Annotated in this window: 11 protein-coding genes; 2 read left to right on the forward strand and 9 right to left on the reverse strand. The window is 74.3% G+C overall.

What is annotated here, in order from left to right; all coding sequences use genetic code 11:
• Window positions 1–15: 15 nt before the first annotated feature.
• Together MUY22_RS29805 and mug are read right to left on the reverse strand one after the other, a co-directional pair.
• Window positions 16–1,176 carry a 4-hydroxybenzoate 3-monooxygenase gene (locus MUY22_RS29805; RefSeq protein WP_247050032.1) on the reverse strand — a complete coding sequence of 387 codons (1,161 nt, stop codon included), beginning with the start codon at window positions 1,174–1,176 and terminating at the stop codon, window positions 16–18.
• Between the two features lie 162 nt (window positions 1,177–1,338).
• On the reverse strand, window positions 1,339–1,908 hold the full coding sequence (mug, locus tag MUY22_RS29810; RefSeq protein WP_247050034.1) for a G/U mismatch-specific DNA glycosylase: 570 nt from the start codon (window positions 1,906–1,908) through the stop codon (window positions 1,339–1,341).
• Between the two features lie 68 nt (window positions 1,909–1,976).
• Here mug and MUY22_RS29815 point away from each other — a divergent pair, with 68 nt between their 5' ends.
• Both MUY22_RS29815 and MUY22_RS29820 read left to right on the forward strand, forming a co-directional pair.
• Window positions 1,977–2,468: a MarR family winged helix-turn-helix transcriptional regulator gene (locus MUY22_RS29815; RefSeq protein WP_247050035.1), complete on the forward strand. Its 492-nt coding sequence runs from the start codon at window positions 1,977–1,979 to the stop codon at window positions 2,466–2,468.
• Window positions 2,469–2,524: 56 nt separating this feature from the next.
• On the forward strand, window positions 2,525–3,430 hold the full coding sequence (locus tag MUY22_RS29820; RefSeq protein ID WP_247050037.1) for an NADP-dependent oxidoreductase: 906 nt from the start codon (window positions 2,525–2,527) through the stop codon (window positions 3,428–3,430).
• 63 nt (window positions 3,431–3,493) lie between these two features.
• Here MUY22_RS29820 and MUY22_RS29825 read toward each other — a convergent pair whose 3' ends face one another.
• The 7 genes from MUY22_RS29825 to MUY22_RS29855 form a co-directional block, all read right to left on the reverse strand.
• Window positions 3,494–5,098, reverse strand: a complete 1,605-nt coding sequence (locus MUY22_RS29825) for a beta-1,3-glucanase family protein (RefSeq protein WP_247050039.1) — start codon at window positions 5,096–5,098, stop codon at window positions 3,494–3,496.
• A 187-nt stretch (window positions 5,099–5,285) separates the two neighbouring features.
• Window positions 5,286–7,142, reverse strand: coding sequence for a hypothetical protein (locus MUY22_RS29830; RefSeq protein WP_247050041.1), 1,857 nt, complete (start codon window positions 7,140–7,142; stop codon window positions 5,286–5,288).
• Window positions 7,135–12,348 (reverse strand): hypothetical protein, encoded by a 5,214-nt coding sequence (locus tag MUY22_RS29835; RefSeq protein WP_247050043.1) that lies wholly within the window; start codon window positions 12,346–12,348, stop codon window positions 7,135–7,137. Before MUY22_RS29835 ends, MUY22_RS29830 begins: the two co-directional genes overlap by 8 nt.
• Complete coding sequence (locus MUY22_RS29840) at window positions 12,345–15,506, reverse strand: hypothetical protein (protein WP_247050045.1); 3,162 nt, start codon at window positions 15,504–15,506, stop codon at window positions 12,345–12,347. Before MUY22_RS29840 ends, MUY22_RS29835 begins: the two co-directional genes overlap by 4 nt.
• Complete coding sequence (locus MUY22_RS29845) at window positions 15,503–16,669, reverse strand: kelch repeat-containing protein (protein WP_247050047.1); 1,167 nt, start codon at window positions 16,667–16,669, stop codon at window positions 15,503–15,505. The genes MUY22_RS29840 and MUY22_RS29845 overlap by 4 nt, the downstream gene beginning before the upstream one ends.
• A gap of 23 nt (window positions 16,670–16,692) precedes the next feature.
• Window positions 16,693–21,234, reverse strand: coding sequence for a DUF6603 domain-containing protein (locus MUY22_RS29850; RefSeq protein WP_247050049.1), 4,542 nt, complete (start codon window positions 21,232–21,234; stop codon window positions 16,693–16,695).
• Window positions 21,235–21,262: 28 nt separating this feature from the next.
• Window positions 21,263–23,227: a S8 family serine peptidase gene (locus MUY22_RS29855; protein ID WP_247050051.1), complete on the reverse strand. Its 1,965-nt coding sequence runs from the start codon at window positions 23,225–23,227 to the stop codon at window positions 21,263–21,265.
• Between the last annotated feature and the right edge of the window lie 220 nt (window positions 23,228–23,447).

Genomic DNA, 23,447 nt, shown 5'->3' on the forward strand with positions numbered 1-23,447 from the left:
GGGCACTCCTGGTGATCAGATGCCGACGTAGTTCTCGGCGAAGAAGTCTTGGTGCGCGCGGGAATCACGCAGGTTGTCGAGCCGGGTCCGGCGGAGCGCGGACCCGAAGGACCCGGCGCCCGTCCGGTCGTGGAGGAGGCCGATCATCCAGTGGGAGAACTCCTGCGCCCGCCAGATGCGGGGCAGGCAGGTGCGCGAGTAAGCGGCCAAGGCCTGCTCGTCGTCGCGCAGCAGCGCGTCGGTGAGCGCGGCGGCCAGCACCTCGGCCGCCATGATCGCCAGGTTGGCACCCTTGGCGGCCGACGGGCTGATCAGGCTGGCGGCGTCGCCGGCGAGGAACAGCCGGCCGTGCCGCAGCGGGTCGACGACGTCGGAGCGCAGGCGCACGATCCGGCGTTCGGTGACGGGTCCCTGGCGCAGCGCGCCGAACTCGCCGGTGCGCATCCGGACGGCCAGCTCGGCCCAGATCCGCTCGTCGGTCCAGGCCGCGGCGTCGTCGCCGGGCGGGACCTGGAGGTAGTAGCGCGTCACCGTGGGGCTGCGCGCCATGTGCCCGGCGAACCCGCGCTCGTGCAGGGCGTAGGTGACCGCCGGCATGCTCTGGGGCGCCTCGGCGAGCACGGCCAGCCAGGAGATGCCGTGGTCACGCGCGCAGTGCGCCGGCGCCGGGACGGCCTTGCGGGTGGCGCCGTTGCTGCCGTCGCAGCCCGCGAGGAACCGGGCGTTCACCTGCCCGGTTTTCCCGTGCTCGTCGCGGAACCCGACGGTCGCGGTCTCGGCGTCGACGTCCGTGACGGTCACGCCGAAGCGCAGTTCGCCGCCGCGGGCGAGGTACTCCTCGACGAGGTCGGTGACGAGCCGGTGCTGCGGGTAGACGGTGTGCTGCTCGCCGCGGCCGAGCCGGTCGTACCGCAGCTCGAACTCGCCGCCTTCGTCGCGGAAGGCGCACGTGCCGTGGGTGCTGCCGTCGCGCAGCATCCCGGAGCCGAGGCCGTGCTCGGTCAGCACCCGCGCGCTGTTGGCGCCGAGGAACCCGGCCCGCGCCCGGGCCTGCACCTGGTCCCGGCCGCCGCGTTCGAGGACGAGCGTGTCGATCCCGGCGGCGCGCAGCAGGTTGCCCAGCACCAGCCCGGCCGGCCCCGCGCCGACGATGAGCACCGATGTCCGATCGGCCATGAGTTCCCGGCCCGTTCCCTTCCCGAAGAAGGGCGGCCCGCCCGGGCCGCCCGGGGCCAGACCTAACCAGGCCCGCGCCCGCCGGCCCCGCGTGTCGGCCCTCGTGGCGCGATTGATCACCCATACGGGATCTTCCGCCCGAAGAGGACCGGCCGGGCGGGGTTACATCCGGGACGGGCTTTCGTCGAGGACGCCGGAGCGGTCGGGCAGGCCGACGGCCGCGCGCATCTTGGCGAACTCCGCGGCGAGCGCCACGGGCGGGTAGTGCGCGTTGAGGCCGCTGGGGTTGGGGACGATCCAGACGCGCGCGCCGCCGATCGGTTCCGGCTGCGGGCCGAGCTGGGCTTTCGGAGCGCCGAAAGCCGCCCGGTAGCCCGTCACGCCCAGCATCGCCAGCCACTGCGGGCGGATCGCCGCGATCCGCTCGGCCAGGTCCTGCCCGCCGGCGACGAATTCCGCGCGGGACAGCTGCGAGGCGCGGGCCGTGGGGCGGCGCACGATGCTCGTGATGCCCATGCCCCAGCCCAGCAGGAGCCGTTCCTCTTCCGCGCGCAGCAGCCTCGGTGTGAACCCGGAGCGGTACAGGGCGGGCCAGAACCGGTTGCCCGCGCTGTGAAAACTGTGCCCGGCCGCCACCGAGCCGCCGCCGGGGTTGATGCCGACGAACACCACCCGCAGGCCGTCGGCGAGCACGTCCGGGAGGAGGGCGGCGGGCGGATCGGCGTCGGGCACGGCTTCGGACTCTACGCAGGGCGCTCGCGGCGGACGGCGGTGGGTGACGTGTCATGTAATCTGCGGGCGTGACGGATGACCGCTGGCTCGACCGGGAGCAGAGCCGCGCGTGGCTGGCTTTCGTCCGGCTCCAGCTGCGCCTCACCTACGAGATCAACCGGCAGCTGCAGGCGGACGACGACCTCTCGCTCGCCGACTACGACGTCCTCACCGCGCTGGGGAACGCACCCGATGCCCGGATGCCGATCACCGCGCTGGCCGCACTGCTCGGCTGGGAGCGCAGCCGGCTGTCGCACCAGGCCAAGCGGATGGGGAACCGCGGCCTGGTCGACAGCGGCGCGAGTCCCGGCGACCGGCGCGTGACCGAGGTCTTCCTGACGTCGCGGGGGCGGGACGCGCTGGCGGCCGCGGCGCCCGGGCACGTCGACCTCGTCAAGCGCCTGTTCTTCGGCGGCCTGCCCGAGCACCTGCTGACACCGCTCACCGAAGCGCTGGAGCGGGTCTACGAGAACGTCCTCGACCACGGGACCCTGCCGGCTCCGCGGACGCTGGGGGAATAGCCGCGGCCCCTCCTCGCTTGCATGACATGTCACGTAATGCGGTGGAAGGAGCGGACATGTCGAACGCGGTGGTCATGACCGGATTCGGAGGGCCCGAGGTGCTGCGCTGGTCGCCGGTGGCGACGCCGGAGCCGGGCCCGGGGCAGATCCGGATCGAGGTGGCGGCGGCCGGGATCAGCCCGACGGACCTGCCGCTGCGCTCGGGCCTGCTCAAGGCGTTCGCGCTGCCGGCGGTCCCGGTGCTGGGCTTCGAGGTGGCCGGGACGGTCGACGCGCTCGGGCCGGGGACGACCGGCGTGGCCGTCGGCGACGAGGTGGCGGCCTTCCTGCTCGACCTGGGCGGTTACGCCGAGCACGTCCTCGCGTCGATCTGGACGCCGAAGCCCGCGTCGGTCTCGTGGGCCGACGCGGCGGCGCTGCCCAGCTCGGCCGAGGCCGCCGTCCGCACGCTGAACGAGCTGGCCGTGCCCGCCGGCGGCACGCTGCTGGTGTTCGGCGGCGGTGGCGCGGTCGGCGTCGTCGCCACGCAGCTGGCGGTGGCCCGCGGGATCAAGGTGCTCAGCGTGGTCGGCGCCCACGACGAAGCCCTGGCGCTGGAGCTGGGCGCGACGCCGGTCCGGTACGGCCCCGGCGTCACCACGCGGGTGCGGGAGCTGGGCGAGGTCGACGCCGTCCTGGACGCGGCGGGCAAGGGCGTGCTGGCCGACGCGGTCGAGCTGACGGGTGACCCGGGCCGGGTCGTCACCCTCTCCGACCCGGCCGCCGGTGACTTCGGCGTCCGCCTGTCGGGCCCGGACGCGGCGAAGGCGCCGGCTGCTCTGGAAGAGGTGATGACGTTGCTGGCCAAGGGAAAGCTGCGGCTGCGTGCGCACCGCGAGCTGCCGATGGCGGACGCGGCCGAGGCGCACCGCCTGCTGGAGGCGGGCGGGGTGCGCGAACGGCTGGTGCTGATGGCCGGCTGACGCTTCAGGGCTGCGGAACCGTGGTGACCCCGGCACGCCGGGGCCACCACGGTCGTCACCGGGTCAGCCCTGGTGCCACTTCTGGTTCGCTCCGCCGGTGCAGTCCCACAGCGCGAGGGCCGCTCCGTCGTTGCCGTTCCAGCCCTGGATGTCCACGCACTTGTTGGCCTGCGGGTTGACGAGGTCGCCCGCCGCGCTCAGGACGAACTGCTGGGCGGCGTTGCCGCTGCACGTGGCGATCTGGATGACCGCCCCGTTCGCCGTGCCGCCCCAGGCGACGTCCATGCACATGTTGTTCTGCGTCTTCAGCGTGCCGCCGGTGAAGGTCCAGTTCTGGGCCACGGTGTTGTTGCACCCCCAGGTCTGGAGGTGGACGCCGTCGGCGAAGTTCTGGCTCGGCACGTCGATGCACTTGCCGTTCCAGTTGCTGATGAGCCGGTTGCCCGACGTCGGGGGCGGGGTCGTCCCGCCGCCGCCGGTGAAGCTGTTCAGCGTGATGCCCGCGGCCCGGGGGCTGCCGTCGTTCACCAGGGACTCGAAGTTGCCGACGTCGTCGAAGGCGAACGCGTAGGCCTTGCCGTCGGCCATGTTCGCGTGCACCAGCCGCGCGTACTGGTTGGTCGGGCTGTTCTTGTAGAAGTCGCCGGCGTTGGTGCTCGGCTGGGTGTCGATCGTGCCCAGCGTGCCGCGGTTGAGCGCGGCGCACAGCGTCCGCGAGATCGGGCCGACGACCTGGTCGTTCGGGGCGGCCAGCGCGCCGTCACAACCCCAGACGTTGGCGGAGGACGGCTTCTGGAACGACGCCACCTGCTGCCCGGCGCTGTTCGTGAAGTTCATGACGTTGCCGGAGGTGCGGCCGAAGTACTTGGTGTTCGGCTGGTCCCCGAACGGCACGACGGTCAGCGTCTTGCCGGTGTAGGCGTTCCACGCGGAGGTGATGTACGGGTCGAGGTAGGTGCTGCTGAGCTGACCCGCGTCGGCCGCCTTGCCGGGCGCGAGGACGCGCAGGACCGTGCCGTCGGAGCGGGTGTAGACGGAACCGCCCCAGCCGGACTGGCCCTTGATGCCGTTGATGACGTTGTCCCGGCCGTTCGCGACGAGCGTGCCGGTCGAGTTCACCGCGCCGGCCCCGGTCGTGACGCTCACCGTGTGCGGGATGGCGAACATGTCCACCTGGGAACTGTTCAGCCAGAGACCGGCGTCGTTGTAGGTGAACTCGCTCCAGTCGAACAGGATGTCGCGGTTCGAGTCGCCGCCGGCCCACGGCGCCGGCTGGACCAGGCCGTCGGGCGTGAGGTAGAAGTTCAGGCGCTGGCCCATCGAGAAGTACACGCGGCCGGAGATGTTGCGCGGCACCTGGATCGTCGTGCTGCCGCCGTTGCCCGGCCCGGCGATGGAGACGTCGGGCGCCGGGGTCGGGGGGTTGCCGCCGGGGCTCCACGCGGTGAAGGTGCCGCCGGCGTTGACGTACCCGAGCCGGCCGGTGCTGAGGTTGACGCCCAGCACGTACAGGTAGACGGCGTCGCCGCGGCCGGTGTTGTTGGTGATGGACAACGGCAGGAGCGCGGGACCGGAGGCGGCGGCGGGGGTGGCGCCGCCCCACACGGCCGTCGCCGCGACCGCCGCGAGCGCGGCGACGATCGCGGTCAGCTTTCTTCGAGTTCGCATCGGCGACTCCTTTGTCCGGGGTGGGGTGACTCCGATCGGAAAACGCGAAGGCGGAACGCGACAACGTTGTCAGCGCGCGCCGTCGCGAAGGGCGCGGACACCTCGGACAGGAACGGCTGAACTCGTTTTCACGGGCCGACGATCGTCGACGGAGTAGCGCGACGGTAGGCCTGTGCCACTCACCGGGTCAATGGTCCAGACATATTGAGAGCTTCTCGTGCAGCGCCGTTGCCCTGGTGACCGTTGACGGCGCGGACCCGGCCGGCGGCCGGGTCCGCGCCGGCCACTCCGGCGTCTCGACCAGGTCGTCGAAACGCAGGCCGCTGGAGCGCTCGCCGCGGCCGGCGTCGCGGCGCACGCTCAGCCACACCGCGACCCGCCCGGTCTTCGTCCGGGTCCGGTTGTAGGCCACCGTCAGCCGGGTGCCGGCGCGCGGGACCTCCTCCTCGTTGACGTGGTACGAGTTCCCGGCGTCCAGGCCCTCCCGCAGCAACGCCGTCCGCGGCCGGACCGGCGTGCCGTCGACCTCGCTCGGCATCGTGGCCCGCTGCAGCTGCACGGTCCGGTTGTCGCCCGGCACGTGCACCGGGACGAACGGGATCCAGTTCTCCGGCACCGAACCCATGAGCTCGTAGGCGATCGGGGCGTGCGGGTCGGTCACGGTCCCGGGCGGGTGCACCCGGCGGCGGAACGCGAGCGACTCGGCCGCGACCTCGTCGCCCGCCCGCCCCTCACCGCTCGCCATCCGCACGGTCTGCTCGATGCCCCACACCAGGTTCGCGCTCTCGTCACGGACCAGCGTGACCTCCTCCAGCGCCGGGCCCGTGGCGACCTTCGGGGTGCCCGGCGGCAGGAGCAGCCCGGCGTCCCCGTCGAGGGTGTACATCGACCACTGCCGCTCGCTGCCCGCGGCTGCGGGCGTGATCCAGCGCCGCTCGCCGAAGACGTCGGTCACGGCCAGGCCCTGGACCTTCGCGAGCGTGCCGGCGGGCAGGTCGCACGGCAACTGGTACCAGTCGTTGCCGAACACCAGCGCGAACTCGAGGAAGATCAGCCGCGCCAGGTCGGTGCTGTCCGGGGTGACGGCGGCGAAGTTGGTCCGCCCGTCCTCGACCGCCCACCACCGCGGCAGCGGCATGCCGGAGAACCGGACGGGCGCCGGGAACACGGTGCGGTTCAGCGCGGCCGGCGCCGCGGCGGTGCCGCCGAGCGAACCGCCGCCGACGGAGAACGCGTGCCAGTCCAGTTCGCCGCCGGGGTACTCGGGCGCCGTCAGCACCCGCTCGCCGTCGGGTGCCGGGGCGGAGACGGCGAACCGGTGCTCCAGCCGCCGCGGGTCCCACGCCGACTCGGCGCCCGGCTGGTCGATGAGGTCGTCGAACCAGCCGGTCAGCCGGAGCCCGAGCGCGTCGAGGGCGTCGCGGTCCTTGCGCTGCAGGCCGGAGATGCCGTCGGAGGCGTGCCCGCCGCCCTTGACGTGCTGGTAGAGCAGGTAGCCGTCCATCCGCCGGCCCGCCACCGCCTGCGTGGCCGCCCACACCTCGGGGTGCGCGGTCGCCGGGGCGCTCGGCCCGGGCAGGGCGATCGGGTAGTCGTGGACGTACTCCCCGGCGACGTCGCGGCGGTCCCGCACCGCCGACCCGGCGACCAGCTTCAGCCAGCGACGGCCGAGCGAAAGCCGCAGGTCGAACGAGATCGGCTCGGTGCCGAACGCGAACGGCAGCGGCCGCCGTTCCGCCACCGTCTCGAGTGGACGGTCGGTGGGCAGCGGTCCGGCCGGCCCGTCGCCCGGCCGGAACCGGGTCGGCGGGCTCGCGGTGACCGAGTACGTCGCGGTGACCGGCGAGCCGCCGTCCGTGCCGCGGAACTCGCCGAGCTGCCACTGCCGGGCCAGCAGCCACAGCGGATCGCGGATCTCGGCGCGCAGCGCGCGGTCGAAGCCGGTGGTGCGGGGCCGGCCCTCCAGCCGGTTCCACACACCGACGGCCGGGTGCTCGCGGCGCAGCAGCGCGCCGGCGAGGTCCGGGATGCGGGGCTCAGTCATGGGTGGCCTTCCAGCGCAGGTTCGCGATCGCGAGATCGGTGCTGATGGTGATCGGGCGGCGGGTCGCCGAGAGCACGGTCGCCGGCAGCAGCTGCGCGTACCCGGTGTCGTCCAGGTGCGCCGGTTCGACCAGCCGCGTCCGCGCCAGTGCGAAGGTCTCGGTGACGGCGGCGACGAGGTCGGCGACGTCCCAGGTGCCGGTCCGCACCGGCGGGGCGACGAGCAGCATGCTCTGCGGCGGCTCGGAGTCCGGGCTGTCGGCGTGCACCGCGAGCCCGGTCGTCTCCCGGTCGGCGGGGATCACTTCGGTCCACTCGTCGAACAGCAGCCCGCACTCGGTGTCGTCGCCGCTCGACGGCTGGTCGGCGTAGTGCGCGGTGAACAGCACACGGTCCTCGACGAGGTCCGCGCCGGGGGCGAACTCCATCCCGAGCCAGTGGTCGTCGTCGCGGAACGGCAGCTGGATCGGCACCAGCGCCGGTTCGTCGTCCGCGTCGCCGGACAGCAGGCCGTCCTCGCCCCGCAGCGCGTCGCTGAGCAGCACGACCCGCTCCCACAGCCGCGGCATGTCGCGCACCCGGGCGACGCCGTGCAGCCAGTCGTCGACCGGGAAGTCCCGCCGGAACGGTGCCTGGGTCAGGTGCCGGACGAGGGCTTCCCGGTCGTCGAATGCGTCGTCCAGGTCGTGGGCGAGGTCGTCGGAGATCTTGTACTCGGGCACGACCAGGACGTCCGGGCCGAGCAGTGCCCGCAGCGCGTCGAGCGCGGCCTGCGCGTCGTCGGACGCCGTCGCCCCGGGGAGGCCGACGCGGGCCAGCGCCGCCGCGCTCGCGGCCAGCCGGTCCTCGATCTCGGCGAGCAGGGCCTGGGCCCGCGCCAGCAGCTCGGCGCCGAACCCGACGACCCGGTCCTGCACGGCGGTCAGGTCGAGGCCGGTGGCGTCGATGTCGGTCAGCGGCTGCTGGTGGGCGACGGCGTCCAGCAGGCCGCCGAGCGTTTTTTCGTTCGTCCCGGCCAAGTTCCGCAGTGTGGTCACCCGCCCGGCGAACTGGTTGCGCGCCCGGCGCAGGGCCGAGAGGAAGTCGTTCGGCCGCGGCGGGTCGTCGTCCGGGGTGGTGGTGAGCAGGTGCTCGATCCGGCGCAGCAGCCGCAGCCGCTCGGCGTCCGGAGTGGACCTCGGCAGCCTGTCGTACGCGGCGAGCAGCACGTCGGCGTCGGCGAGCGCTTTTCCCAGCCGGGCGGCGAGCACGGCCACCGCCGCGAGGACGTCCGCGTAGACACCGCGCCGCCACGCGGCCAGCTCGCTCCAGCCGCTGCGGGCGATGCCGAAGCCGCCCGCAACGCCGGCCAGCTCGGCGTACCGGGTGAGGAACACGTCGATCCGGTCCAGCACGTCGCCACGCCGGGGCGGAGCCGGCGCCAGCGGGTAGAGCCGCGCGAGGTCGTCCACGTAGTCGTCGACGTCGTCGGCCAGGTCGGAGAGCGCGTCGCGGACCTCCTCCGGCCGTCTCTTCGACACGCTGACGCCGTCGTCGATCGACCGGTCCGGGGTCGCCGGTCCGGCCGCCGGCACCAGGTCGGTCGGCTTCAGGGGCCGGCCGGTGGTCAGCAGCGTCCGCAACGCCGTGAGCAACGGCGACAGCTCGAAGAAGCTGACCTTGCCCGGGATCCGCTCGGTGTACCGGATGCTCAGCTCGGCGTCCGGCCGCGGCTCGTCGTCGTCGAGCACCGCGCCGATGATCCGGTCGTCGAGCCCGGCCATCGCCGCGTCCCCGGCCGGCCGCACAGCCCACAGCAGGTCGATCGCCGTCAGGCCGAGATCGTCTTGCGTGACAACGCTTTCCTGGGCGTCGCCCTCGTCGTCGGTCCACCTGACCACCACGGCGACGTCCCGCGGCGCCGGCAGCAGGGACGGCAGCCAGTCGTCGACGGCCGGCTCGGCCTTGGCCCGGGGCGAGCGCCGCCCGGCCGGGTTCAGCCCGGTCTTCAGGCGGAGCCCGAACCGGTGGGTGAGCGTGGTCCCGCTGCGCGGCGTCTCGATCACCGCCGGCTCCGGCGGCAGGCCGTCCTTGGCGTAGGAGTCGAGGGTCGCCGCGGCGCGGTCGACGTTGCCGGCGAGGGCCTGGTGCGCCGACTCGGCGACGGCGAGGTCGGCGACGGCGTCGTTGGCGTCCAGCAGCGCGGCCGCTTCCTCGGTGAGCGCCGTGGTCCGGTCCGGATCGGCGTCCGGCAGCCCGGGCAGGTCGAAGGGGTAGGTCCGCGAGACGTCGTTGCGGGTCAGGTGCCGGACCAGCGCCAGGCCGTCGACGACGTTGCCGGCCTCGACCTGCCCGATCGCGACCTCATCGTCGTCCGCCGCCACCGCCGTCTGCTCGATCTTCCCGGCCCGCAACGGGAACCGGAGGCGCAACGCCGCGATGAACGCGTCGACCTCGGCCTCGTCGTGCCGGTCGTGGAGGCCGCGTTCGAACCGGTAGCCCAGCAGCGCGCCGAGGGACTGGCCCTGCCGCAGACCGTCCAGGATGGACAGTGCGACGCGGACGCGGCCGGCGTCGAGGTTCACCGCGAACGCGCCGGGGTTGCCGGGCGTGCGGTTGGCGGCGTACCCGGCCCGCAGGACAGCGGCCGTGCGGGCGTGGGCGGGTGAGGGCGTGTGCACGAACCCCTCGTTGCGCGGATCGTGCAGCAGCGGCTTGCCGCCGGCGAACACCGTCGCGAGCGGCCCGGTCAGCGTGACCGGTTCGAGCGGCACCGTGCTGGGCCGGACGTCTTCCAGCCAGCCGTACGCGCCGAGGTGCAGCCCGGTGCGCGCGGGCGCGGTGCCGTCGGGGCCGAACCGCAGCTCGGACAGCCGCTCGGTGGCCAGGCCGAGCCGCCACGCGTCCAGCCGGTAAGTGGCCAGGTCGAGGTGTTCGGCGAGCACCCGTTCCAGCCGGGCGGTCGGCAGGTCCGCGAGCACGTCGAGGGCCTTGACCTGCTCGGCGAGCGCGGCGGTCGGCCCCGGCCGGCCCAAGACGTCCGGGATGAAGTCGGCGAGCAGCCGATCCGGGTCGCCGGTGACGGCGGGCGCCGGGGAGTACAGCAGCCGGAAGCGGCTCTCGCTCGGCGCGGGGGCGACGCCGACGTGGACGAACGGCGCGTCCGCCGGGGACGGCACGGGGACCCCGGCCGCGGCCGCGAGCGCGCGGGCCGCGTCGTCCCAGCCGAGCAGCACCGCGTGCCGCAGCACCAGGTACAGCAGCGTCGGCGGGGGAGCGTCGCCGGCGAACCCGAGCTCCAGCCGGATGGCGTCGAGGTCGGTCCGCCCCGGGTCCGCACCGGCCAGATCGGCCAGCCAGCGGACGTAGTTCTTCCCGTCCGCGGTGTACGGCCGGATCGGGTCGGTCTCCGACAGCGGCCGGTCGTCGACCAGCGGGGCCAGGAAGGGCTGCTGGAAGTCGGCGAACAACCGGCGCAGCTGGTCCGGGTCCACGCCGGCCGCGGCGCCGAACCGGGCCAGCAACGCGCGCACCGGCTGCGGCTCGTTCAGCGCGTCCAGGGCCGGCCGCACGGTCGCGCCCCGCCCGCCCAGGTTCTCCCGGTTGAAGAAGTCCTCGACGCTGTGGGCGTACCGCTGGTGGTACTCGGCCGACGTCGGGTGCAGCGCGAGGACGTCCAGCAGCAGCTGGTGCGGGTCGGCGGCGGCCGGGTCGAGCCGCGGCACCCGGGCGGTGGCCGCGGCCCAGTCCTGGCCCACGGCGTCCAGGACCTTCTGCAACGCGCGTCGGTGCGTCGCCGCCGGGGGATAGGCGAGCCGGGAGAACGCCGTCGTCGGCAGGATCCCGTACGGCTGCCGCCCGATTTTCACCGCCGGCAGCGGGCCGCGGCCGGAGACGTACTTCAGGAAGAAGTCGCGGGTCGCCGCGACGGCGGCCGGGCCGAGCAGCGGGTTCAGCGCGGTCTGCAGGAACGAGCCCCAGGTCGCCGGCCACAGGGCGGTGTTGGCGGCCCGCGCGTCACGCTGGTCGGTGCCGTCGGCGTTCGGCATCCCGGTCAGCACGGCGGGATCCAGGCCGAGCAGCTCGGCGAACTGCCGCCCGTCCGTGCGGCCGGTCCAGTCCGCCGTCGCCGCGAACGCCGTCGGAGCGGCGTTCCGCAGCACGGCGTCGGCCTCCTGGTCCGCGTCGACGCCCGCCGGTGCCGCCTCGGAGTTGTTGGTCGGCGTTCCTTGCGGCAGCAGGGAAAAGCCGTCCGAGCCACGCAGCTGCCGGGTCACGAGATCGGCCAGGTCGAGCGCGGTCTGCGCCGGCGTGGACTGCTCGCGCAGGCCGAGCACGACCAGCCGGTCGAGCCCGCCGCGCAGCTGGTCGGTCAGCGGGATCCGCACGCCCATCCCGACCGCGACCGCCCGGTCGAAGTCGGTGAGCCAGCGCAGGTCGTCCGGGACGTGCAGCACCCCGGTCTTCTCGTCGACGCTGATCTTGTCGGCGGCGGCCGGGTCCGGGCTCACCGCCAGCGTCGCCGGGACCGCGGCGCCGGTCACCGACACCACCTGCGCGCCACCGGCGAACCCGAGCACCCGGAAGCGGTCCGGCAGCAGCCGCGCCCGCGCGGCGCCGGTCCACGAATCCGTCGCGACGGTGCCCGCCGCGGGCGCCGGCAGCACGAGGAACGCGACCACGACGTCGTCGACCGCGCTCACCGCGGCACCGTCCACTCCGGACGGACGCCGGGCGCGGATCGCGGCGGCGCGGTCGGCCTTCACGGCGGTGGTGAGGGCGACGTCCGCCTGCCGGATCGCCTCCCGGTCGCCGTGGGCGCGCCAGACGGCGCTCCAGTAGGTGACCGACGGCTGCCGGTCGGCCGGGACGGGCGCGGTGGTGCCGCGGACGACGAGCACCACGGCGCCGTCCCGGACGCCGGTGGGTTCGTCCGCCGGGTTCGTGGGTTTCCGGGTCCGCAGCAGCCAGGCCGCGCGCCCGGGCGACACCCGCCCGGCCAGCTCCCGCCAGGCGGCCTGGAGCCGGGCGGCCCGGCCGCCCGCGGCCCAGCGGGCGGTCCAGTAGGCGTCGAGCGCGGCGATCTCGGCGTCGGCCGGCTTCGCCTCGAACTTCTCCACGGCCCAGTCGTCGGGGAACACCCGGACCAGCAGTTCGGTGGCGGTGAAGCGGGTTTCGACGCGGACCGGCGCCAGCAGCACCGGGAAGTCGTCGCTCAACGCGGTCATCGGGGCACCATTTCCTGTGCGTGCACGGCCACCAGGACCGGGACTTGGAAGAGGATGTAGGCCAGGTCGGCGGAGCTGAGCCCCGCGGACCACACCGGCAGCTGCACGTCTTCGGCGCGCTGGTCCAGCTTCTCCGCGTCGTCGGTCCCGTCGAAGCCGGCCAGCGGCACCGTGACGGCCGGGTCGAGGTCGAGGAAGCCGCGCCGGGCCGGGTCGACGTCGTCCCAGGTGAGGTCGTTCCAGACCTCGAGGTGGGTCGGCGGCCCGTCGTCGACGCCGAACCGCGGGTCGCCGGGGCGCTCCTTCAGCACGAAGAACCAGCCCGCGTCGACGCCCGGCCGGCCGAGCGCCTGATCGGTGTCGAGGTCGAAGCCGAGCAGGTAGATGTCCGGCTCGACCTTTGCTTCGTACAACGGCAGCTGGACCTGCTCCGGCGACGGCAGGCCGGTCGCCGGCAGCTCGACGAGCCGTCGCGGCCGGGTCGGGTCGGGCCGCCCGTCCGCGCCCGGCGGCCACTCCGCCTTGTGCGCGTAGATCGCCGCCGTCGGGTACTTCTTCAGCAGCTCGCCGCGGATCACCAGGACGAGGTCGTCGCCCTGCGGCCGGACGTCCACGCGGTTGTCGTTGCCGCCGAGGCGGGCGTCGAGGGGCCACTCGTGGATCGGCGGGATGTCGTAGCCCCGCTCACGCCGCGCCGCCGCGGTCTCGCGCGGCCGCGGCAACGCCGTGACCGGGTCCCAGAACTGCCGGAACGGCGTCCCGCGCTGGTCGGTCGGGTACTCCCGCCAGAGCAGCTCGCGCGCCATCTCGTGGTTGAGCCCGACGAGGTAGGACTCGATGAACTCGCGGTTGTTCGCCAGCAGGGTGATCGAGTTCGGCGGCAGCAGGTTGAGGTTCGGGACGAACGCGTCGACCGAGAGGTCCAGCAGCGTCCGGTACACCGGCAGGTCGAACACCGGGTACGCCATGGCTTCGACGAACGCGGCCGCGAACGGGCGCAGCCGCTCGGGCAGGCTGACCGAGCCTTCGAACAGGGTGCGGGGCACGGTCTCGTCGGACCGCAGCCCGGCGAGCACGGACGTGGTCGTGCCGAGCAGGTCGAGCCGGGGCGGGCGCGGGGCGTGCCCGACCGCGACCCCCGCGTCGAGCCCCTGGTACAGCTCGCGCAGCGCGGCCTTGAAGCGCGTCGCCTCTTCGCTGTCGGTGGTGCCGGGGTGCGGCACGGTCGTTTCGTCCAGGCCGCGGAGCACGAAGTCCGGGCTGTGCGCCAAGACGTCGACCGGGTCGGCGCCGGGCGGCCGGTCCGGGTGCAGCGTGGCGGCCAGGTCGGCCGGCGTCACGAGCGCGCCGGGCGTCACCTTGACCGGCGCCGCGGTGACCGGCGCGACGGGATCGTCCATTCTGGACAGCAGCGCGTCCGCCCTGGCGCCGTCGAACGGCAGGGTCCGCATCAGCCGCGAGCCCGGCCGGGTGATGCGCCGCATCGCCGGGGACACCGGCGCCGTCGCGACCTGGCTGGTCGCCACCCGGAAGCCGACCGCGACCTGGTCCGCGCCGTCCGCGACCAGGCCGGGGGTGGTGCCGCCGGCCGCGGTGGTGGTGACGCGGGAGTGGGCCGGCGCGGTCAGCGTCAGCGACCGGCCCGACAACGCGGGTGCCGCCGCCAGCGCGGCCGGGCTGCCCCCGGTCGGCGGGTCGACGTGCTTGGTCTGCAGCACGTGCCCGACCTCGCGGGCCAGCTGGGCGGCCCGGATCCGGCCGTTCGCGACCAGGACGTCGCCGACCTGCGCCCACGCGGCCGCCATCAGCTCCTCGTCGCGGGCCTTCACCACACGGGTACCCAGGTTCGCGGCGACCCGGAACCGCGGGTCGAGGTTCAGCCGGTGCACCCAGTTGTGGCTGATCGCGGGCGGGACGCGCACGCCGTCCTCGCCGGTCAGCAGCCGCGTGGTCAACGCGTGCCACCGGCCGTACAGCGGCGGCGTGATGACCGGGTCGGGGCCGACGTCGGCCAGGGGAGTGCCGGCGTGGGCCACGGCCGGTTCGTGGCGCTGGTAGTCGTCGGCCAGGTTCACCACCGCGGCCAGCGCCTCCTCGAACGGGTGCGGGTACGGCGGCGCCGACGGCGTGTCCAGGAAGTTGTCCCAGTTCTCGGCCGGGTCGACCGGCGCGTCCCGCCGCGCGGGCACCTTGAGTGCCCCGCCGAGCGGCAGCACCCCGCCCAGCTCGGCGGGTGTGGTGATGCCGTCCAGCCCGAGACCGGGGGAGTTGTGCGCGTCCATCCCGCGACGGCCGACGCGCGGGTCCGCGGCCTGCGGCTTCAGCAGCCGGACGAGGAACTCGAAGTCGCCCGCGGTGCCGGTGCCGAACGCCCACCGGTGGTAGTAGGGCAGCTGCCCTTCGGCCGCCCGGTTCGGGTAGTGCGGGCCCCAGCTCGAGTACAGCGCGCCCGGCGACGCCGCCGGGTCGAGCCCGAGGCCCGCGAGCCGCCCGGTCTCGAAGGCCGGCACCAGGAACGCCTCGTACGCGGTGCCGGGCCGCAGCCGCCGCGGGCAGATCAGCCGGGCGCACGCGCTGTCGGCGTTGGTGCGCAGCACTTCGCCGAGCGCGGCCAGCGCGCCGGCGGTGTCGTCGGTCGCGACCGGGGCGGCCAGCGCGCCGTTGACGTGGACGTGCGCCCACGCGCCGAGCTGCTCGGGCCGCGGCAGCGTGCCGGCCGGGTCGGCCACGACGATGGCGGGCAGCGGGTGCGGCGTCCCCGGCACCTCGGTGAACTCCGTGCCGGTGGCCAGCACCACGAGCGCCAGCCACGGCGCGAGCCGCCGGGTGCCCGCGTCCGGGGCGGCCGGGCTGTAGCGCCAGGGAAAGTCCTCCTCGGAGAACTCGATGTGGGCCAGGAAGTTCGGTTCCACAGTGGACACCCCGGGCCGCGGCTCGGTCCGCGAGATCGCCCGCGGGTCCACCCCGACGACGTCGCCGGGCCCGTAGAGCTGGACGTCCTTCGACACGGGCAGGCTGATCGTGCCGCCGCCGAGCGCGTCGCCGACGACCTGCAGCCGCACCGGGACGGAGGCGCGTTCGGCGGTCTGCGGGTTCTCGGTGATCCGGGTGCTGATGCCGGTGCGCAGCCACGGCAGGAAGGAGTACGCGCTGGTCACGGGGTGCTCCCGTCGAAGATTTCCGTGGTGGCGGCCAGTTCGAGGGCCGCCGGGTCCGCGGCCGCGAGGCCGGAGCGGACCACACCGCCGGTGACGAGCACCCGGTCGTCGGCGAGCGCGGTGGCGGCGAACGACCACCGCCCGGCGGTGAGCCCGGCCGCCGTCAGCCACCGATCCGCGGTGACGTCGTAGACGAACGCGCTGCGGTACCCGGCCTCGTCGCGGTCGCTCGCGGCCCCGCCGGCCACCAGGACCCGGTCGTCGCCGATCGCGATCGCGCGGTGGAACGCCCGCCCCGACGGCATTTCCGCCCGGGTCGTCCACACGCCGGTGTCCAGGTCGTAGCGCTCGACGGTCCGCTGGCTGAACGGGTCGAACGGCGCGACGCCGGGGGAGCCGGGCGCGGTGCCGCCGGTGACGAGCACGGTCTTGCCGGACAGGCGGGTGGCCCGGTGCTGGTGGCGGGCGCGCAGCAGGGTGCCGGTCGGCGTCCACTCGTCCGCGCCCGCGTCGTACAGCTCGCAGAACGCGAGGGCCGGGGCGTCGGCCGCGCCGGTCGGGACGACGCCGCCGGCGACCAGGACGACCCCGCCGGCCAGCACGACCGCCGGGTGGCCGGTCCGCGCGTCGGTCATGGGGGCGACGGTGTGCCACTCGCCGCCGTGGCCGGGGGTGTAGCGCTCCACCGACCGCACGGCGGTGGTGCCGCCGCCGGGTCGGGCCACGCTGCCGCCGGCGACGAGGACCGAGCCGTCCGGCAGCAGCACTGCGCTGTGGCCCCAGCGGGCCGTTTCCGGCTGGCCGGCGGGCGTCCAGTGGCGGGTGTCCGGGTGGTAGAGCTCGGCGGCCGGCACGGCGGCCGAGCCGTTGAGCCCGCCGACGGCGAGGACGGTGCCGTCGGCCAGCCGGGTGAGGGAGTGCAGCTGCCGCGGTGTGTGCAGGGCGTCCACGGGTTGCCAGGCCCCGCCGGTGCCCGTCGTCGCGGGGGTGAAGACGGCCGCGTCGGCGATGGCCGTCGCGGTGGCGTCCGTGCCGCCGGCGACCAGGACGGTGCCGTCGTCGAGCAGGACGGGCCCGTCGTGCTGGCCGTACCAGGCGGCCGGGGCGGGCAGGCCGGGGGCGGCGGTCCACGTCCCGACGGCCGTCTCGATGGTGGTGGTCATGGTGTCGTTCCTCCTGAGCCGGGTCACGGGATGAGCACTTCGGCGGGATCGGTGGTGCCCGCCGCGACGAGCACGCGGTCGTCCGCCAGTTCGGTCACGGCGTGGCCGGCGCGCCCGTGGCCGAGGCCGGCGAAGGTGACCCAGCTGTCGTCGCCGGGCCGGTAGGCCAAGGTGGCGCGGAAGCCGGCGGTGAGTTCCGGCGCGCCGGTGCCGCCGGTCACCAGGACGACGCCCGAGCGCAGCACCAGGCTCCGGTGTCCGCTGCGGCCCCCGCCCGGCATGGCCGCCGCGGCGGTCCACCGCCCGGTCGCCGGGTGGTACCGCTCGGCGGTCGCCAGACTGTGCGGGTCGAACGTCCCGTCGTCGCCGATCACCGCGTCGCCACCGGTGACGAGCACCGTGCCGTCCGGCAGCAGCGTCGCCTGGTGGCCGTGGCGCGCCTCGGCGAGGCTGCCGGTGGGGGACCAGCCGAGGACCGGGTCGTACAGCTCGCACCGGGTCAGCGCGTCCGCCCGCCCGTTGCCGGCCGGCGTCGCACCGCCGACGACCAGCACCCGGCCGCCGGGCAGCGGCACCGCCTGGTGCCCGGTCCGCGCCTCGGTCATCGGCGGGGTGGCGGTCCAGGTCCGGGTGGCCGGGTCGTACAGCTCGGCCGACGCGAGCGCGCCGTCCTCCTGCCCGGCCCGCACTCCCGAGCCGCCGGCGACCAGCACCCGGCCGTCGGGCAGCCGGGTCGCCGAGTGGCCGTACCGGGCGGTGCCCAGGTCCGCCGCCGGCGTCCAGGCTCCCGCGGCCGGGTCGAAGACCGCCGCCGAGGCGAGCACGGCGTCGGCGCCGCGGCCGCCCGCGACGAGCACCCGGCCGTCGGCGAGGCCGGTCGTGGTGTGCCGCCGCCGGGCGGCGGCCAGCGGCGGGCCGGGCGCCCACGAGTCGGCGGTGGGGTCGAACAACGCGGTCGCGGCGACCGGCGCACCGGCCGGGTCGGTGCCGCCGGCGAGCAGCGTCCGGCCGGTGGCCAGCGCCACCAAGTCCACTTCGGACACCGGCACCGGCAGCACACCGGCGTCGGACCAGGTGCCCGGGACGCCGGGCGTGACCGCCGCCTCGGACGCCGGGATCACGTGCAGCCGCCCGGTGAGACCGGGGTCGTCGGCGGTGAAGTCCGCGAGCGCGTCCGCCGCCGTGCCCCGGCTGCGGAACGTCGCCGGGATGTCCCGCGACGGCCGCCCGGGCACCCGCGGCGGGAACGCCTGCCGGTTGCTCTTGACGTAGGCGACGACGAACCGCTGCTCGGTGACGCGGACGGTGTCGGCGGCCGCGAACGGCTGCTTCTGCTGCGCCTGCCGGACCGACAGCGCCGCGCGGCTGGTGCTGCTGCCGTTCAGCAGCTGGTCGAACACCGGCCCGCTGACCGTGTGGAAGCGCTTCACCGGCGCGGTGGCGGCGAACGCGGCCGCCGGCGCCGCGCTGTCGCCGCTGTCGCCGCTGTCGACGATGTGCAGCTCGTAGCGGGCGCTGCGGCGCACGACCCGGGCGGTGGCCATGGCCTGGTCGGCGACCAGTTCGAGGCCGGCGTCCTGCGTCTCGTAGGACGGGCGGGACAGCTTCGCGGCGTCGGAGAAGTCCTGGAACTGCCCCATCGCGAACCGGTCGGCGGTGTCGTCGCCCCGGCTGAGCCCGCTGTTCTCGACCGGCGCGACGCGGAAGCGCCGTCCGTCGCCGGCCCGCTGACCGCCGATCCGGTCCACCCGCACGTTCAGCGGCAGCACCCGCTGCCGGACGAACAACCGGCCGAGCGGGTGCAGCACCAGCTCGCCGGTGTCCGGCAGGTCACGCAGGTTGACCAGTGTCCGGTTGCCGCCGGTGGGCAGCCGGGTCTCCCAGCCCTCGTTCTTGCCGAACTCGGTGGTCAGCAAGGGAAGCACCGCGACCGGCGGCAGCGTGGTGTCCCGGCTTTCACCCCACGTGATGTCGAAATCGGCCGAGATCGAGAAGAACAGGAAGCCGATCGAGCCCCGTCCGTGGGCCCGCCACGGCGCCGGGCCTTCGAGCTGGAAGTCCAGGTCGATGCCGAACGCGCCGACGCCGAACGCCTTGAGCGTCACGTGGGCGGAGATGTGGACTGCGAACCGGAACGGCGAGAACTGGAACAGGCCGTCGAACCCGAGGTGGCCTTCGACGCCGAAACCGCTGAACCCCAGCCGGATCTCGGCCGCGGCCCCGAACTGCACGGTGTTGCTCGTGATCGCGAAGTAGCCGGCGATCCGGATCAGCTGGTTGCGCCGGTTGAGCAGGTCCACCGACAGCCGGTCGGGGATCGGGAACGGCAGCGGCGGCGGCCGGTAGGACGGGTGGAACCCGCCGACCGTCAGCACCAGGTCCGGGTTGTCGCCCCAGGCCACCAGCACGCCCATGCCGCCGTCGATCGTCATGGCGAGGATCCGCGAGTCGAACAGCTTCGCGAAGAACCACAGCCGGGACTTGTCCAGCTCCAGCGCGCCCACGAACTGCGCCTGCACGACCAGCAGCGGATCGTCCACAGTGGGCAGTGCCGCGCGCAGCACGCCGAGCACGGCGATGTTCCCGGGGACCTCGATGATCACGCCGAGCGAGATGCTCACCAGGGTCGGGGTGCCCCAGCCGATCTTCGCCATCGGCCCGATCAGGAACGTGCCCTGCTCCGGCGGGAAGAACCGCGCCAGGTCCGACAGGATGCGCGGCGCGTTCGCGACGACGTCCTTGGGGAACGCCACCGACTCGATCGCGCCGGTCCGCACCCCTTCGACCAGCGCCTGCAGGTTCATCCCGCGGTTCAACCCGACCAGACCGCCGACGGCCAGCAGCCGGAACCCGTACCCCAGCTGGATCCCGCTGCCGAACTCGGCGGTGAGGACCAGCAGCAGGGAGAAACCCGGTGCCCCGTCCGGCTGGCGCGTCGTGATCAACCCGATCGCCTTCAGCGCGAGGAAGTCCGCGAACTCCAGTTCCAGTGCGCCCGAGTACTCCCCGCGACCGGGGTCGAACGCGAGGAACCCGCCGCCCGAGATCCCGCCGGCGTCGATCGTCAGCCCGACGCCGCCGGGCGGCTTGAACTCGACGGAGAAGTCGGCGAGCCCCAGGCTGCCGCCGTCGTCCGGCTGCGAGAGCCGCAGCACCACACCGGTCCGTTCGACCGCCGCGAAGACCGGGCCGAGCCGGGCGCTGACCGAGCTCGACGCCTCGAGCGTGACGCCCCCGGCCGCCAGCAGCAGCGCGAGGTGCAGGCTGCTGATCGTCACCGGGCCGGCGGTGAGGTCGACCGGGACGTCGACCTCCGCCCCGGCGGCGCCGGTGAACCGCAGCCCGCCGGCCGACGACCACGTCAGCGCGAGGTCGACGTCCAGCTCGAGGGACCGGGACGGCAGGATCGTGCCGAGGAAACCGTCGGCGTCGGCCAGGTTCAGGACGACCTTGCCGCCCTCGATGGCCGCCTCGAGCACGAACTCACCCTCGGCGTGGCCCGCGGCGGGGTTCCATTCGAGGTCCGCGCCGGCGGTCGCGCGCAGCTTGCGCGCCTCGATCCGCGAACCGCCGGCGGTGCCCAGCACGACGATCGGCGGCGCGCCGTCGGCGTGCGGGGCCTGGAAGCCGAACCGCACCCCGCCGCGCACCTCGCCCGACGGCGGGACGACCCGGAGATCGGCCGGCGGCAGCAGGGCGACGGCGGTGTCCTCCGCCAGCGCCGCGTCCGACGTCACGACGAGCGCCACCGTGTCGTTGATCGGCAGCACCAGGTTCAGGTTCTCGGTGGCGGCGAGCCGCAGCAGCGCCCGGACGCCGGGCACCGGGTCGTCGGTGACGCCGATGTCGACCCCCGCGACCCGCAGGAACGGCGGCGGCCCGGACTGCACGAACGCGAAGTCCGTGACCGCGACGAGGAAGATCGACAGCCGCCGCAGCAGCAGGTCCCAGTCGAACGCGGGCGTGCCCCAGCCGTAGAGCTGCGCGAGGACGCCGACCGGGTCGTGGAGCAGCGCGTTCACCCGGTCGATGTGCAGCAGGCGGCGCACGTGGGTGGGTGTGGCGGCGGTGGCGGCCTGCGGCGCCGACTCGATGATCCCGAGCAGCTCCAGCGTGTAGCCGGCCATCGGTTTCTGCGCTTCGAGGTAGGTCGCGAGGGCGAAGCCGAACAGCCGTTGCGCCAGCTCGGCGGCGAACGCCTCGACCTCGGCCTGGTGCGTCCCGGCCGTCCGCGCCGCCGTCCTGATCGCGCCGGACACCACGTCCACGGCCGCGGCGACGGACTCCACGATCCGCGCCACGGCGGCCACCGCCGCGGTGACCCGGCCGGCGTCCCGCGCGTCGATCGCCGCGGCCAGCTCCGGCACCACGCCGGACAGCGCGCTGAGCGACGTCGCCGCGCCGCCGATCGCCGTCCCGACGGCCTGGGTGCCGAGGACGACCTCGGACGACGGCAGCCCGATTTCGGCGAACAGCAACGGGATTTCCCCGCCACGCAGCCGTTGTTCGAGCGGCGCGAACGCGCGGCCGATCTCGAGCAGCAGGGATTCGAGGGTCAGTGCCATCGGGAGCCTCCGGTCGATCCGGCGGGGTTCACGTCAGTGCTCCGGTCACGACCAGCGCATAGCCCTGCTTGCCGAAGACCACCGTGCCCCGGAGGGTGATCTTCCAGCTGCCGGAAACCGGCTTGTCGACGATCACCATCTGGACGTTGTTGAGCAGGTCCTGGGCACCGGTGGCCCCGGGCCTGGAGAAACCGGTCGCGGGGTCGAAGTCGTTCCCGAGGTACCGGGTGCCCCCGGAGTCCTCCACCTCCAGCCGGAGCACGTTCCGCGACGCGTGGGTGGAGGCCTCGGCCGCCGGCGGGTCCGTCCACACGAGAGTGATCTTGAGCTGCTGGGGGTTGTTGACGAACACGTGCTGCGACGTCGCCACGGCCAGCGTCAGCCCGGCGTCGTGCTTCACGTCGTTCACGAGCAGCCGGCGGGGGCTGCGCGGATCCTTGAAGAAGAGGGTGCGGTCGAGCTGGATCAGGCCCCAGCCTTCGGTGTCGGACGGGTAGCCGGCGATGCCGGTCATGTCGACGGCCGAGTTGAGCAGCACGGCCCGGATCAGGGCCCCGGTGGGGGTGAAGCCGCGGTTCTTCTCCTTCGCGCCGTGGGGGTACCACCCCTCGGTGAAGTACTGGCGCACGAGCACGGCCGCGGCCGCGGCGCTCGGCGTCGCCCAGCTCGTGGCGGCCAGCGTCGGGGACTTCACGTAGGGACCGACGTCGCAGAACGGGCCGGTCGACCCCCTCGGCCGCTGCAGGGCGGACTGGATGCCGTTGCCCACGGCCATGAGATCGGGTTTGCGCCGCCCGTCCGCGGTCGGCCCCGGCTTCCCGCTGCCGAAGCTCATCTGGTCGGGAGGCCCCTGCGCGGCGGCCACGCAGAGCACGTTCTTCGCGATGCCGGGCGCGCCGTTGCCGGCGGCCCGGTCGTTCGTGTTCGCCGCGGCGGCGATCACCACGTGTTCCTCGTTCTTGAAGCTGAACGTGTCCGCGTTCACCGCGTCGACGTTGTACTTCGGGACGCCGCCGGCCCAGCTGTTGCTGTGGACGGTCGCCCCCAGCTTCTTCGCCATGTCGAGGACCTGCAGGAAGCTGAGCCCCATCGGCGGGAACAGGTCGTCGACGCTGCGGGAGGTGAGCTTGGCTTCGTACGCGCCACCGCGGTGCGGGTGGAGGGTGCTGGACTTGCCGTCGGCGCTGCGCTGGTCGCCGGCCGCGATGCCGGCGACGAACATGAAGTGGTCGGTGACGTCCGGGAAGTTCTGGTCGAACATGCCGAGGACCTTGCGGTGGTCCTCGCCCGCCTTCGCGTGCTCGGGATCGGTGAAGAAGCAGTGCTCGAGGTCGAGGTGCCCCTTGTCGATGAGCCCCAGGACCTGACCCTCGCCGTGCAGTCCGTGGTCCCAGATCGGTTCGCTGCCCGCGCCGGTCCGGCCCGACTGGAACACCTCGGCCGCGGGGACGTCGGTCTCCACGCGATCCGGCACCGGCTCGACCAGGACGATCTCGCCGATCGCCGCGACCTGGGGCAGCTTCGTCCGGTCGTCCAGGGTGAACCCGGCGTACTGGTGGCCGCCGACGGGCCGGTCGTCGGTGAGCAGGACGTCACGGGCGCCGAGCGCGCTCAAGGCCGTCCCGACGGCCGGCGCGTCCGCGTCGGCGAACAGGGTCGCGATCAGGGTGAGCGTGCCGGTGGCGGGAATCCACGACGCGAGCTTCGACGCCGGATCGAACGGGATGACCGAGCGCACCAGGAAGTCGGCGCGCAGCCTCGTGACCGTCGCGTCGTCGAGCCGTTCGAGGAACGCCAGGTTCGGGACGAACCGGTCGAGGACCAGGCCGTAGGCGGCGCGGACCCGGACGGCGTCGGGCTCGCTCAACGCGGCCGCGAACTGGACGACCACGGCCTTCCGGGCCGCGGCGAGGCCGGCGGGCGCGGGTGGCACGTCGAGGGGGTCGAACGGCTCGTCGCCGATCATCAGGCGGAAGTCCTGGTGCTGGATCATGGTGTGGGTACCTCCCCGGTTCGCGCGGCGCGGCTGCGGCGTCGGACCCCTCTGCCGGCCCGCCGGGCGCCACGCTGGCAGAGCCCGTCGACAATCCGTCGACAACGGCACAATCGCCCTGGTCAGGAGCGTTGCCGGGGGAGTTGACGCCGGATCCGGGCTGGTTCGGCGGTCGGCGCGGGGGCTTCGGCCGCTGGGCGAGGTGTTGAAACGTCACAAC

The organism is Amycolatopsis sp. WQ 127309, from assembly GCF_023023025.1.
GTDB lineage: Bacteria > Actinomycetota > Actinomycetes > Mycobacteriales > Pseudonocardiaceae > Amycolatopsis.

Excerpts from the sequence above, each read along its gene's own strand:
- MUY22_RS29850 (WP_247050049.1), bottom strand. The coding sequence starts at position 21,234 with ATGGCACTGACCCTCGAATCCCTGCTGCTCGAGATCGGCCGCGCGTTC.
- MUY22_RS29805 (WP_247050032.1), bottom strand. The coding sequence starts at position 1,176 with ATGGCCGATCGGACATCGGTGCTCATCGTCGGCGCGGGGCCGGCCGGG.
- MUY22_RS29825 (WP_247050039.1), bottom strand. The coding sequence starts at position 5,098 with ATGCGAACTCGAAGAAAGCTGACCGCGATCGTCGCCGCGCTCGCGGCG.
- MUY22_RS29820 (WP_247050037.1), top strand. The coding sequence starts at position 2,525 with ATGTCGAACGCGGTGGTCATGACCGGATTCGGAGGGCCCGAGGTGCTG.
- MUY22_RS29855 (WP_247050051.1), bottom strand. The coding sequence starts at position 23,227 with ATGATCCAGCACCAGGACTTCCGCCTGATGATCGGCGACGAGCCGTTC.
- MUY22_RS29835 (WP_247050043.1), bottom strand. The coding sequence starts at position 12,348 with ATGACCGCGTTGAGCGACGACTTCCCGGTGCTGCTGGCGCCGGTCCGC.
- MUY22_RS29830 (WP_247050041.1), bottom strand. The coding sequence starts at position 7,142 with ATGACTGAGCCCCGCATCCCGGACCTCGCCGGCGCGCTGCTGCGCCGC.
- MUY22_RS29845 (WP_247050047.1), bottom strand. The coding sequence starts at position 16,669 with ATGACCACCACCATCGAGACGGCCGTCGGGACGTGGACCGCCGCCCCC.